Annotated in this window: 10 protein-coding genes; 8 read left to right on the top strand and 2 right to left on the bottom strand. The window is 50.9% G+C overall.

Features of this window, described 5'->3' with window-relative positions; translation table 11 throughout:
- Positions 1–6 precede the first annotated feature (6 nt).
- The 6 genes from AC0YNV_RS36005 to AC0YNV_RS35980 all read left to right on the top strand — a co-directional run bounded on the left by AC0YNV_RS36005 (position 7) and on the right by AC0YNV_RS35980 (position 7,693).
- Positions 7–1,650: an extracellular solute-binding protein gene (locus AC0YNV_RS36005; protein WP_475772357.1), complete on the top strand. Its 1,644-nt coding sequence runs from the start codon at positions 7–9 to the stop codon at positions 1,648–1,650.
- A gap of 72 nt (positions 1,651–1,722) precedes the next feature.
- The gene (locus tag AC0YNV_RS36000) at positions 1,723–2,613 is read left to right on the top strand and encodes an ABC transporter permease (protein WP_475772356.1); all 891 of its coding nucleotides are present in this window, start codon (positions 1,723–1,725) and stop codon (positions 2,611–2,613) included.
- Positions 2,614–2,630: 17 nt separating this feature from the next.
- Entirely contained in the window at positions 2,631–3,524 is an 894-nt protein-coding gene (locus AC0YNV_RS35995) for a carbohydrate ABC transporter permease (RefSeq protein WP_475772355.1), read from the top strand.
- Positions 3,525–3,626: 102 nt separating this feature from the next.
- Positions 3,627–5,006: a response regulator transcription factor gene (locus tag AC0YNV_RS35990; RefSeq protein WP_475772354.1), complete on the top strand. Its 1,380-nt coding sequence runs from the start codon at positions 3,627–3,629 to the stop codon at positions 5,004–5,006.
- Positions 5,003–6,739, top strand: a complete 1,737-nt coding sequence (locus tag AC0YNV_RS35985) for a cache domain-containing sensor histidine kinase (RefSeq protein WP_475772353.1) — start codon at positions 5,003–5,005, stop codon at positions 6,737–6,739. The genes AC0YNV_RS35990 and AC0YNV_RS35985 overlap by 4 nt, the downstream gene beginning before the upstream one ends.
- A 78-nt stretch (positions 6,740–6,817) precedes the next feature.
- A complete protein-coding gene (locus tag AC0YNV_RS35980) occupies positions 6,818–7,693 on the top strand; it encodes a sugar phosphate isomerase/epimerase family protein (RefSeq protein ID WP_475772352.1) in 876 nt (291 codons plus the stop codon).
- 200 nt (positions 7,694–7,893) lie between these two features.
- On the opposite strand, the gene AC0YNV_RS35975 is transcribed toward AC0YNV_RS35980, so the two are convergent.
- A complete protein-coding gene (locus AC0YNV_RS35975) occupies positions 7,894–8,277 on the bottom strand; it encodes an ArsR/SmtB family transcription factor (protein WP_475772351.1) in 384 nt (127 codons plus the stop codon).
- Entirely contained in the window at positions 8,264–8,689 is a 426-nt protein-coding gene (locus tag AC0YNV_RS35970) for an SRPBCC family protein (protein WP_475772350.1), read from the bottom strand. The genes AC0YNV_RS35975 and AC0YNV_RS35970 overlap by 14 nt, the downstream gene beginning before the upstream one ends.
- A 220-nt stretch (positions 8,690–8,909) precedes the next feature.
- On the opposite strand from AC0YNV_RS35970, the gene AC0YNV_RS35965 reads away from it, so the two are divergent.
- Together AC0YNV_RS35965 and AC0YNV_RS35960 are read left to right on the top strand one after the other, a co-directional pair.
- Positions 8,910–10,730, top strand: a complete 1,821-nt coding sequence (locus AC0YNV_RS35965; protein ID WP_475772349.1) for a sensor histidine kinase — start codon at positions 8,910–8,912, stop codon at positions 10,728–10,730.
- Positions 10,705–12,294, top strand: a complete 1,590-nt coding sequence (locus tag AC0YNV_RS35960) for a response regulator (RefSeq protein ID WP_475772348.1) — start codon at positions 10,705–10,707, stop codon at positions 12,292–12,294. Before AC0YNV_RS35965 ends, AC0YNV_RS35960 begins: the two co-directional genes overlap by 26 nt.
- Positions 12,295–12,542 lie beyond the last annotated feature (248 nt).

Genomic DNA, 12,542 nt, shown 5'->3' with positions numbered 1-12,542 from the left:
ATCAGGTTGAATCGAAAATGGGTTGTTTTATTTATTGCAGTAATGATGGTGGCAACAACGGCTTGCGGCAGCAACAATAATGCGGATACAGACAAAAACGCAGGAAATTCGCAGGCGGACGAAGCAAGCGCGGGACCTTTCACCGCCTACAAGGAGCCTGTAACGTTCTCGGTAGCCAAAGTGATCAATTCCAAAAATTCCGGGCTGCCTGCCGGAGAAACCTTCGACGACAATGCTTATTACCAATTTATGGAGAAAAAATTCAATATCAAGGTCGAGAATGATTGGCTGGTCGAAACGCCTGAAGCCTACCAGCAGAAAATATCGCTTGCCATCTCCACACGCGATTTGCCGGACATGTTTTCCGTCAATGAGCAGCAGCTGAAGCAGCTCGTGGAAACGGAGCAGATTGCTGATTTGACCAGCGCTTATGAAACGACCGCCAGTCCGCTGGTCAAAGAAGTCTATGATTCCTATGATGATCGGGTGTTGTCCAAAGCAACCTTCGACGGCAAGCTGATGGCGCTTCCCTCCACCAATATTGGCGGCGAATTCAACCTGACCTGGATCAGAGCGGACTGGCTGGAGAAAGAAGGCCTTCAGCCTCCCAAGACACTGGATGATCTGATTGCGGTTGCCAAAGCCTTCGTAGAGAACGATCCGGATGGCAACGGCAAGAAAGATACGTATGGCTTCACAGGCGTGCCCGTATTGGCAGGGCTGAACACCAATCACGGATTTGATCCGATTCTCGGCGCCCTCCATGCCTACAAGGGTCAATGGATGAAGGATGCATCGGGTCAGATCGGTTACAGCTCGAACTTTCCAGAGATGAAGGCGGCGCTGGACAAGCTTCATCAGCTGTATGCGGATGGTCTGATTGACAAAGAGTTTATCGTCCGCAAGGACCCGAACGAGCTGGTCGCAGCAGGACAGGTGGGAATTGCTTTCGCGCCCTGGTGGTTTCCATACGGCGCCTTGAAGGATTCCGTCAAGAATGATTCCAAGGCGGAATGGGTTGCTCTTACCTCGCCGCTTGACGAAGCCGGAAAGTTCAACACTTACGATCAGAATCCATCGACTAATTTCATTGTGGTGAACAAGGATTACAAGCATCCCGAAGCGGTTGTGAAGGTGCTGAACGAGATGCTGGCCATTGGAAAAAACGTGGATCCTGATGCTGCCGATCTGTACAAAGGCATTGTGGTTGATTCCAGCGCCCTTCCCTTTTCGCTGGGTGTCGACTATGAAGATATCGTGTATCAAGGTTACTTGAAGCTGAAAGAGCTGATCGACTCCAAGGGTGAGTCGGAGGCCAGCGGCGAAGTGCAGAAGTGGTATGAAGCCTGGAAAATCAATGAGGAATCGCCGAAGAAGGATCTTAGCGCCTGGAGTGAAGCGACCGCAAGGTATGTCGGCTCTGCGGTAGTCGAAGGAAGCGATATCAATATCGCCCGCAGCGAGTTCTTCGGCACAACGAAGACGATGGAGAAGAAATGGGCCATTCTGCAAAAAATGGAGAATGAAGCTTTCCTGAAAATTATTGTGGGCGAGGCGCCTCTCGATTCCTTTGATCAATATGTAGCCGATTGGAAGAGCGCAGGCGGAGACGACATTGTCAAAGAGGTCCAGGAGGCCGCCAAGCAATAAAATTTCTCAAAAAGGCGTCAGGTCCGGGATCGGCGCCTTTTTTACACAAAATTTGGATGACGGTGGTTAGCGATGAAAAACAAAAAGACCTATCTTCATTATCATGCGATGCTGCTTCCCGGCATGATTCTGCTGATTATTTTCAGCGTTCTTCCCATGCTTGGCATTGCCATTGCTTTTCAGGACTTCATACCGGGCAAATCGGTCTGGAAACAGGAATGGTCAGGCTTTGATAATTTTGATTTCATGTTTCATCTGAAGGATATCCGCAGTGTATTTATGAATACCCTGATTATTGCCGTTCTCAAGACGATTGCCAATCTGATCGTCCCGATTGTGTTTGCTCTTTTGCTTCATGAGGTACGCCTCAGCTGGTTCAAGCGCTGGGTGCAGACGATTGTTTACCTGCCGCATTTTATGTCCTGGGTCATTTTGTCGGGCGTGCTGGCATCCATCTTTTCACTGGATGGCGTCGTCAATCAGCTGTTTGGCTTGTTTGGCTTCGAGGGCAGGATCTTCCTGGCCGACAATAGCTGGTTCCGCGGTATTCTGGTTGGAAGCGATGTATGGAAGGAATTCGGATTTAATACGATCGTTTATTTGGCCGCACTTACGGCCATTAATCCGGCTTTGTACGAGGCTGTAGCTATTGACGGCGCGGGACGCATGCAGCGGCTGCTCCATATCACCCTGCCGGGTATTGCCCCGACCATTGTGCTGCTATCCACCCTAAGCTTGGGAAATATATTGAATGCGGGCTTTGACCAGGTATTTAATTTATATAATCCGCTTGTTTATTCTTCAAGCGATATCATCGACACGTATGTCTATCGAATCGGTCTTCTGGAGCAGCAGTACGGTCTTGCGACCGCCGTTGGGCTGCTGAAATCGGTCGTCAGCATTATTCTCATCATTGTTTCGTATCTGTTAGCCGCCAGATTTGCCAAATACCGAATATTCTAGTTGGAAGGGAATCGATCATGGTAAGATCACAAACGTTATCCGTTCGGCTTGTCGACGCGGGAATCCTTCTCTTTCTGGCTGTCGTCACCCTGCTGAGTCTATACCCGACCTGGTACACGGTAGTGCTTTCCTTCAGTGAGAAAGCATCGGCTAATGCGGGGCTTGTTCGTTTCTTTCCTGTCGGGTTTAATCTGAGCTCCTACCAGATCGTGCTGGGAGATGAGAAATTTTTTACGGCCTTCGGCGTTTCCGTTAAGCGGGTGCTCCTGGGCGGGGCGATCAATTTTGCCGTTACGGTGCTGATGGCCTATCCGCTGTCCAAGCAGCCGAAACTGTTTCCCGGGCGCAATATCTATATGTGGTTTCTGGTTGTGTGCATGCTGTTTACTGCCGGGCTTATTCCATTATTCATCGTTGTCACCTCATTGGGCCTGCAGAACAGCATTTGGGCCCTGGTTCTCCCGACAGCGGTGCCGGTGCTCAACGTCATTCTGGTGATGAATTTCTTCCGCAGCCTGCCCAAGGAATTGGAGGAGGCCGCGGTGGTCGATGGATCCGGCCCCTGGAAAACGCTTATCCTGATCTACCTGCCGCTCGCGCTGCCTTCGCTGGCCACCGTTTCGTTGTTCAGCATCGTTAACCATTGGAATGCTTTTCTGGATGGCTTGATCTTCATGAACCGGCCGGAGCAATATCCGCTCCAGACCTATATTCAACAGCTGGTCGTCAGGATCGATCCCGAGCTGATAAAAAGCTTAACCACCGAACAGTTGATCAAGGTTATGAATACTTCCGAGAGAACCCTGAATGCGGCGAAGCTGGTCGTGGCGATGGTGCCGATTCTGATCATATATCCCTTTTTGCAGCGTTATTTTGTCCATGGAATTGTAATGGGCTCGGTAAAAGAGTGAGTTTGCGGCTCCTTGAAAATAAATGCGACTGTGGCTATGATAGCTAGAACAACCCATTCGACCTATTTCACGGGCATTTGCATAAAGGAGTGAGAGCCAGCCATGATCAAGGCATTAATTGTGGATGACGAGAAATTAGTCAGAAAGGGCCTTATCACCACGACCCCGTGGGCTCGCTTTGGCATTGAGATTGTAGGTGAGGCAAGCAATGGAAAAGCGGCTTTGGCCTATTTGAGGAACCATGAGGTCCATTTGCTTATTGCCGATTTGACGATGCCCGTTATGGGTGGGCTCGAATTGATGAGAAGAGTCAAGCTGCAATACCCGAGCGTCTGGAGCGTTGTGCTGACCTGCCATCAGGAATTTGAGCATATTCAGGAATCCATGCGTGTCGGTGCCATCGATTATATCGTGAAGACGCAGCTGGAGAAGGAAAGCGTGGAGGAGGTACTCTCCCGCATTACCGGCAGAATTCGCATGGAAGAAGCACACAGGGCGATAGCCCCGGTCCGGGAGAAAAAGGTTGGCGGTATTCTGGTCGATCTCTCGGTTTCCCCCTCACAGGGCCTACCCGAAGAATCCGGTACGCACCGTTTCTTGGCTGTTGGCGTTGGAATGTGGCTTAGCCTGGATTGGGAAGAAAGCCAATTGAAGCAGCTCCATCAGAACCTCTTGGGTTCAACAGAATTACGCCTGGTCATCGTCACGGATATGAAGGACAACCCTCTGCTTCAGCATAAAAAGCCGCTTCAGGCAGCTGTCTCCGCCACCTTATTCTTTGAAGGCTCCGTCAACCAGACGGTTTATGAAATATCCCAGCAGCAGTTACTGGATTTTCATAGGGGCGACAGAAATGAAGGGATGGAATCGTCTGTTTACCAGGAATGGGAGGCCCTGCACTGGGTTTATCAGGATGCGGTCTTTGAAAAGCTGCTCCAGGACAGCAAGCAGTCTATTCCCGACCGGACTCGTCTTCTCAACATCATTTATTCATCCATTTGCCCATGGCAGGAGATTTTCCCTGAGGGAATCCACCGGGAATACATGAAAGAATGCTATGCTTTGTTTTTTTGGGATGATCATGTGCGTTTCCTTGAGGCCATACGCAATGATTTGCTGAAAGGCATGCAGGCCTTTCCCTACTCCTTCGAAGTGATCGTCAGTATCGTGAAGGCGATCGGTTACATGCAGCAGCATGTTTCTGTCAGCCGTGACGAACTGGCCGCTTTAGTCTTCATGAGCAGCGGGTATTTCAGCGAATGCTTCCAGATACTGACGGGGAAGCCGTTCGGCAAATACTTGAAGGAACTCCGAATGGCTAAAGCGGGGAAGCTTCTCGCGCTCACCAGCATTCCCATGTATGCGGTCGCTTCGGAAGTGGGTTATAAGGATGAGAAATATTTCAGCAAATTGTTTCGCGATCACACGGGACAATATCCGACCGACTACCGCAAGAATCTCCTGAAGAGCGGGGACGCATGATGAAGGGCGGAGGGAGTCAGGTCAAGCGGCATTCGCTGAAGAATAGGCTGATTACGATACTGTTTCTCTATACGCTCATTCCGCTGTTGCTTTTGGGAATCGTATCCTATCTGTCGATCCAGAATATTTATCGCAACAAAATCGAGAGCGGGATTAACAACACGCTTGAAAATATATCGATCTCTCTGGAGAATACGCTGAGCAATATGGAATACGCCTCCTTGCAGCTGTCAGCGGAGGGCAGCGTAGGCCAGGACCTGTATGCGATGCTGTCCAACCCCAGTATCGTAGCGAAGTTTCGCAGCCAGCAGGAAATCCGCGCGAGCATGAACCTGATTAATTTTACCAATAAGGATTTAGGCTTGATGCTTTATTATTTTTCCGAGAACGGAACGGTAAATTTTGAGACTATGGCTGTAAATCAGGAATATCTCTTCAACCAGACGCTGCTTGCGCGGACTAAAGGGGGAGAATTTTATGGCCCTCATCAAACAGCCTATACATTCGGGGATAATCAGGTGTTTTCTTTTTTGCGTCCGGTTGATGTGACCAATTCGGATCAGAAGCCCATTTATATTTATGTGGAGACCAATCTGTCCTTGTTTGAAAAAATACTGGCCAAAGCCAAATACGGGATGCCCGTTGTCAATTATCTGACCAATGAGGATGGCATCATCGTCTATAGCGACGACGAAATGAAGTATCCGCTTGGAACGGCCGTAACGGATAACGCGCTTCATTCCACCATCCTGTTCAATAAGACCAGTGAGCAAGGCTGGACACTGGGGGTCGCCATTGAGCGTCATGCCTTTAATATTGAATTTCGCAAATGGCTCTACACCTATATGGGAACCGGTCTGCTGTGCCTGGCTTTGAGCGTGCTGCTTGCCTCCCTTGTATGGCGCATCGTATACCGGCCGCTAAAAAAAATACAAATGCAGCTGACGATTACGAATGAGGATCATTCGCCGGCCATCATCAAGATGACGGGCATCGTCGAATTTGATTCCCTGCTGAGAGAGTTTCAGAGCTCGCGGGATCATGTGCTTGTATTGTTCAAGGAGATTGAGGGCAAGGAAAGGGACAAGGCCCGTCTGGAAGTGGAGAAGCTGCTGTATCAGATCAATCCCCACTTTATTCACAATACCTTGAACACGATCCAATGGATTGCACGCATGAATAATCAGGAGGAAATCTATCGTTTGATTTCCATATTTACGCGGATTCTTCATCATAACCTGGGCAAGGAAGGCAGCTTTGTTCTGCTGCAGGACGAGATCAAGGCGATGCAGGATTACATTGCGCTGCAGGGTATACGGTACGACTGCACCTTTGATGTCAGGATCGCTATCGAGGAAGGCATTCATCATGCCTATGTGCCCCGTTTTATATTACAGCCCTTATTGGAAAATGCCTTATATCATGGAATGGGCGAAGAAACGGGAGAAGGCGCCATAGAAGTCCGCATTCATGCGGATAGCAGCTACCTCTATATCAATGTATCCGACAGCGGCGCCGGGATGACCGAAGAGCAGGTAAACCTGCTGTTAAGCCCCGCGAAGGGCGGCGGCAGCCTGGGTTACGGAATCGGGCTGCAGTATGTATTCAGCATGATTAAGGTCTATTACGGGAATGAGGCCCAAATCGATATTGTCAGTAAAATCGATCAGGGTACAACGATTTTTTTGCGGCTTCCCTTGAATCAGCTTCAGGACAGGGGCTATTACGAGTGAGCAGCGTGAAGATTGGATAGGCAAGGAGCAGGAACATCGGCAGGCCATTCTGAAACAAAACCGGGAGGAATGAGCAGTATGTTAGCAAACAATAAGCTTGGTGTCATTGTCGACAGCTTTGGATTAGGCGTTCGAAAGGGTTTGCTTCGGGCAAAGGAGATTGGAGCGGACGGCGTGCAGATTTATGCGGTGGAAGGGGAAATGGACCCGGCGAATCTGAAGCCGGCTGACCGCAGGGAGCTGTGTGATTATTTTGCTTCTCACGGGATGGAGATCAGTGCGCTGTGCGGGGAGATGGGGGGCCACGGCTTCCAGGACAAGATCGTCAATCCCATGAAAATCGAGAAATCCAAGCGTATTCTTGACCTGGCTGTCGAGCTCGGAACGAATATCGTCACAACGCATATCGGTCCTGTTCCCGAAGATGCGGACAGCGAGGTTTACGAGGAAATGCAGAAGGCATGCGCGGAGTTGAACGGGTATGCCAACAGCCTGAATGCGTATTTTGCCATTGAGACGGGACCGGAATCGCCAGCGAATCTTAAACGATTTCTGGATTCGCTCGGTTCCCGCGGCGTAGCCGTCAACTATGACCCCGCCAATCTGGTGATGGTGAATGGGTATGATGCGGTCGAAGGGGTGAGGATTCTTAAGGATTATATCGTGCATACGCATGTAAAGGACGGCATCCGGTACAAGGAATTTGATTCACGATATGTGTATGTGCCGCTGGGGTATGAGCCATGGGATTTGAAGGAAGTATCGAAGCTGGTTTCCTCCGGGGAGTACTTCCGCGAGGTCGCGCTCGGTGAAGGGCAGGTAGACTTCAAGGCCTATTTTGCCGCTCTGGACGAGATAGGCTACAAGGGTTATCTGACCGTCGAGCGTGAAGTGGAAAACCCGGAAGCCGATATCCGCAAGGCGATTGATTTCATCAGGCAGTATCAGGTTTAGCAGGAACAGAGCCGATTATTATTCGGCACTTGATGATACCCATATAACCGGTGCTGCCGGGGAATTTGCGGGACTGGCCGCCGCTGCAGTGGATCGTTATTTGCCCATATTCAAAAAGAATGCCTGAACTCCTGTGATTTTGCAGGAATTCAGGCATTCTTTGAGAAGATGCAGCCCTTCGAAGGAGAACGGCCCTTCCGTTATTCCCCGCTCTGAGATTCTCCCGGAAGCGGAAGGCCGCCCTGCGCAGTATCTTCCTCCACATAACGACGGAGCGCGGACATCTTGTTGTCCCAGTACCGCTCGTAATAGGCAAGCCATCGCTTCAGCTCCAGCAGGGGCTCGGGATCGAGCCGGTAGCGGGTCTCGCGGCCAACCTTCCGCTCGCGGAGCAGGCCGGCATCCGTCAGGATGCGAAGATGCTTGGATACCGCAGTCCGGGACATGGGATAATGTCCGGAAATGCTGGTGACGGGCATTTCCTTCCCGTCGAGCAGCATCAGCAGACTGCGGCGGGTAGGATCGGCGATCGCCTGGAATACATCATGCTTCGGGGCGGATGCGGCCGCATCACGCTTCGACATATTTGCCCAATGCGGCAGTAATACCCGCCCAGCCCTGAGCCATGTTCTCGCGGATCTGCGTATGGGACTGGCCGAATTCGGTAACCTTGTCCACATCCCAGCCGCTGTGGATCAGGGTGATTTCCGTCTTGCCTGCGAGATCGGCCAGCTCGAAGGTCAGCGTCCAGTCCTTGCCCCACAGGAAGGACAGGCGGTTCGGAGGATCGATCTCCGTTACTTTGCAGGGAGAGCTCCCGAATGGCCCTGCCTCCAGATGAAATTCATAACCTTCCTCGGGCTTGAAGTCATTAGGCATAAACCAGGCCGCGATTCCCTCCGATGTGGCAACGGCATCCCATACCTTCTGAATAGGCGCGTTAAATACATGCGTTTGCCGGATATCCGGCAGTGATCCTTGTGCATTGTTATTCATGAGAAATCCTCCAATAGTGTTATTTAAAAATAGGAAACTATTAGGTTTCGCTTTATCATTATATGACACCATTTAGTTTCGTGTCAATCACGGTATCCAAAGCCGATACTGAGCCTGTTTAACATGAACAATTCACCTGTCCGTTCCTAAAGAGGATTGCTTGATTGTGCCCGAATGGGTATTATAAGGCTTATTCGGGTTTACAGAGGGGCTGAAGGGATTGTTTTATTCCTTAAAGAACCGGCTGATCGCCATCTTTGTCCTGCTGCTTGTGTTCTCCGCAGGAACGATGTCGGTGCTGCTGTTCAATCAATCGCGTTCTATTATCCGGTCTTATATTGAATCCTCCGCCCGGGAGAAGATGGACGAGTATGGTTCTTTTATCCATATGGCGCTGGTGCAAACCTATGATTTGTCCTCTATCGTGTTTAACAGCGACACAACGAAGAACTGGAATGATGCGATGGCGGACAAGAATCTGAGCGAAGGCGAGAAGATGCTGTACAATATCGATTTGAGCAAGTTTCTGACCAAGACCATCAACAGCTATACAAGCGTATCCTCTGTATCGGTTTACCGGCAGGGGGGGCTTCGGATCAGCGCGGATAATCAGGTGGTGAAGGACAGCACGTTCATGTCCACGGACTGGTATCAGAATTTCAAGAATCACAGCGTGCAGTGGGTGTCGGCTCATAACGACCCGGATGAGCAGACCAGCATCAAGCCTTATCAGGTCGTCAGTCTGCTGCTGCCGATCGGCACCTTCGAGCCCTCGCTCTCGAAGAGCCTCATGAAAGTCAATGTAAAGTCGGACTTCTTGCTGGAGCCCTTAAACGGCATTCATCTTGGTGAAAGCGGTACAATTTTTCTGCTGGATGCGGAAGGAAAGCCTATTTTATCCCAGGATGAATATTACACGCATCAAGAGACGATTGCCCAGGTAGAGAACATCCGCAAGATGCCGTCGATTCAGGGCGTGGTTTATTTGCACAACAAGTCCGGATCTACTGATGTGCTCGTTTATAAAAAGCTGGAGCGCTACGACTGGATGCTGGTTGGCTTCGTTCCCGAGGGCGAGCTGTATGCCAAACTGACGAAGCTCCGGACTTATATTATCGTTTTTACGACTTTATTATGTATTGCGGCCATTCTGGTGGCAACCTGGCTGTCCGTTGGCATAACGAAGCCGCTCTCCCGGCTGGCTGCGGCCATGCGTTCCATTCAATCAGGCGATTTCGACATGGCGGAGAACCGGATACCGCCGGAGAAGAGCATCCGCAATGAGGTCGGCTTCGTGACCGAAGCCTTCCGCAATATGGTCAGGCGGCTCAGGGATCATATCAAGACGGAGTTCGAGCTCAAGCTGCTCCGGCAGCAGGCGGAGTACAAGGCGCTGCTGATGCAGATCAACCCGCATTTTATCTTCAACACGCTGGAGCTTTTGACCAGTCTGTCCATGCAGAAGCGCACCGACGACACAGTTCATGTCATTGAGTCGCTGGGCAAAATGATGCGTTATTCGCTCAAAGTAAACCATGATACGATATCGCTCACGGAAGAGCTGACGTATCTGAACTACTACACGTCGATCCTGCAGATTCGATTCCGCGAGCGGTTGGAAATTAACATGATTAAGGAGGGGAAGCTGGATGATTTGCAGGTCATCAAGTTTATTCTGCAGCCCCTGGTGGAAAATGCCGTCAAATACGGCTTCCAGCACCGGAACGGCGCCGCTGTCCGCATCGGAATCCGCAGGGAGGGCATGCAGCTTGCGCTCTCTGTTGCTGATAACGGGCCGGGTATCCCGCCGGAAATCATCCAGCGGCTGCAGGCGGAATCCGCCTCGGTGCAGCTTGATCATGTGCTCAACAACGAAACCAGTCAGATCGGCCTGAGGAATGTGCTGATCCGCTGCCGCCTTTATTATGGAGCTCTATTCAGCTTCAACATTGAATCTTATTATGGGCAAGGAACGACCATTACCTTAATTTTGCCTGCACAGGAGGGAAACCCGGATGTATCGAGCATTGATCGTGGATGATGAACCGGACATCAGACTTGGCCTGCAGCTTAAGGTGGATTGGAACAGTCTGAATGCCACAGTCGCGGCGGAGGCCGCCAATGGAGCTGAAGCGCTGGAGAAGCTTCGGCAGGAAGAGATCGATATTATGATTGCCGATATGAATATGCCGGTCATGAACGGGGTTTCCCTGCTGGAGGCCTGCAGCAAGCAGTATCCCGCCCTTAAGGTCATTGTCGTGACAGGCTACGAGGATTTTCATTACGCCAAGGCGGCCCTGAAGAATCAGGCCCGGGATTATCTGCTGAAGCCGGTATCCAGGGAAGAACTGCTGACGGCGCTTACGCGTGTAATCGGCGAGCTGGATGACGAGCGCAAGGAGGAAGATGAGCAGAAGCTGGTCCAGTGGCGGCTTTCCCAGTATTTTAAGGAAATGAAGGAGCATTTTATCCTCTATATTGTCAAGGAGGAGCTGAAGCGGAAGGGCGATGTGATCGAGCGTTCCAGACGCTTTGGGCTGGACGACTGGGATGAGAGGCGCGTGCGCTTCCTGACGGCAGGCCTTCGGGAGCGGTCGGTGCATAATGATGCGCAGCTTCGCACCCCGGATAAATTTCATATGCCCTTCGAAATGGTCTGCCGGGAATTCGCCCAGACGTATCTGGCTTCGGAACAGCCTCAGGTATTTCGCGATGCCAATTATCCGGGCCTGATGCATTTCATCCTGCCCGATGACGAGCATGGAATTGCCGTGTTCGCGGCTGCTTTACGCGCATGCATTGCGGAGCAGCTGGCGTTTGATCCGACGATTGGCATCGGGCAGCCGGTTACGGGTTTCCAGTCCTGGAAGGAGGGCTGCATGTCTTCCCTGCTGGAGTGGAATCTCTCGGAGAACCGGATGGACCGCAAATCCGAAGAGCAGGGTGATGCGAAGGCGGTGCTGACCGAGGATATGTCGAAGGTGATTCACCGGTATATCATCAATGGAGAGCTGGGCGCTTTTGAGGAAACCATCCACAAGGAGCTGGCGGAGGCCTTCAGGCAATCCCAGGCGCGTTTCGTCAAATTGATTGTTCAATTTTATTTTCTGCTGGATGCTCTGGCTCACTCTGCGGGCGTTGAGCTTGCGGGCAGGGAGCAGCTGTGGATCAGGCCCGACCGTGTACTGGAGTTCGATACGGTGGAGAAGGCGGAGAGCTTTCTCGTCGCATTAGGCAGCAAAATCCACAAGACCCAGGCGGATTCGGAGGATGCGGAGTTCTCCGTCGTGCAGGCCGCCCAACAATTCATCCATCAGAATTATATGGTCGAGCTTAATCTGAACATGCTGGCGGAACGCTTTAATTACAACCGTTCTTATTTCTCCGAGCTGTTCAAATCCAAAGTAGGCATAAGCTTCATCCAGTATGTGACGGAGGTGCGCATGGAGCAGGCTGTCAGACTGCTGAAGGAGACAACGCTCGGCTTATGGGATATTGCCGAGTTGACCGGGTTCTCCAATGCAAGCTACTTCAGCTCCAAATTCAAGCGGATGTATGGGATTTCTCCTTCGGAGTTCCGGATTGCCAATAGGGGTAAGGATTGAGAGGGATGAGCCTGTTGTTCTAATTGGGGACCCGTAGTATTCTTTGAGGTTGCTGAGAACGTTAACGTTTTGGTCATTCGTAATTCCTTTCTTCTTCGTGAAAATCAGAGCAAGGAATTCTGCGATTCTTCGCGCTATTAGGGGTCACTCTCATCAGAGTGGCTTTTTTTATGTCGAATGAAAAGAAAGAAAATTTTACGACAATTTCCAAGAAAAGAAAAGGACCTTAGTCTAATTATCAAGAGTAG

It is taken from the genome of Paenibacillus sp. JT31N11 (assembly GCF_056269285.1).
This window is presented reverse-complemented; position numbering and strand designations above follow the sequence as displayed.

Excerpts from the sequence above, each read along its gene's own strand:
- AC0YNV_RS36000 (WP_475772356.1), top strand. The coding sequence starts at position 1,723 with ATGAAAAACAAAAAGACCTATCTTCATTATCATGCGATGCTGCTTCCC.
- AC0YNV_RS35995 (WP_475772355.1), top strand. The coding sequence starts at position 2,631 with ATGGTAAGATCACAAACGTTATCCGTTCGGCTTGTCGACGCGGGAATC.
- AC0YNV_RS35990 (WP_475772354.1), top strand. The coding sequence starts at position 3,627 with ATGATCAAGGCATTAATTGTGGATGACGAGAAATTAGTCAGAAAGGGC.
- AC0YNV_RS35985 (WP_475772353.1), top strand. The coding sequence starts at position 5,003 with ATGATGAAGGGCGGAGGGAGTCAGGTCAAGCGGCATTCGCTGAAGAAT.
- AC0YNV_RS35980 (WP_475772352.1), top strand. The coding sequence starts at position 6,818 with ATGTTAGCAAACAATAAGCTTGGTGTCATTGTCGACAGCTTTGGATTA.
- AC0YNV_RS35975 (WP_475772351.1), bottom strand. The coding sequence starts at position 8,277 with ATGTCGAAGCGTGATGCGGCCGCATCCGCCCCGAAGCATGATGTATTC.
- AC0YNV_RS35970 (WP_475772350.1), bottom strand. The coding sequence starts at position 8,689 with ATGAATAACAATGCACAAGGATCACTGCCGGATATCCGGCAAACGCAT.
- AC0YNV_RS35960 (WP_475772348.1), top strand. The coding sequence starts at position 10,705 with ATGTATCGAGCATTGATCGTGGATGATGAACCGGACATCAGACTTGGC.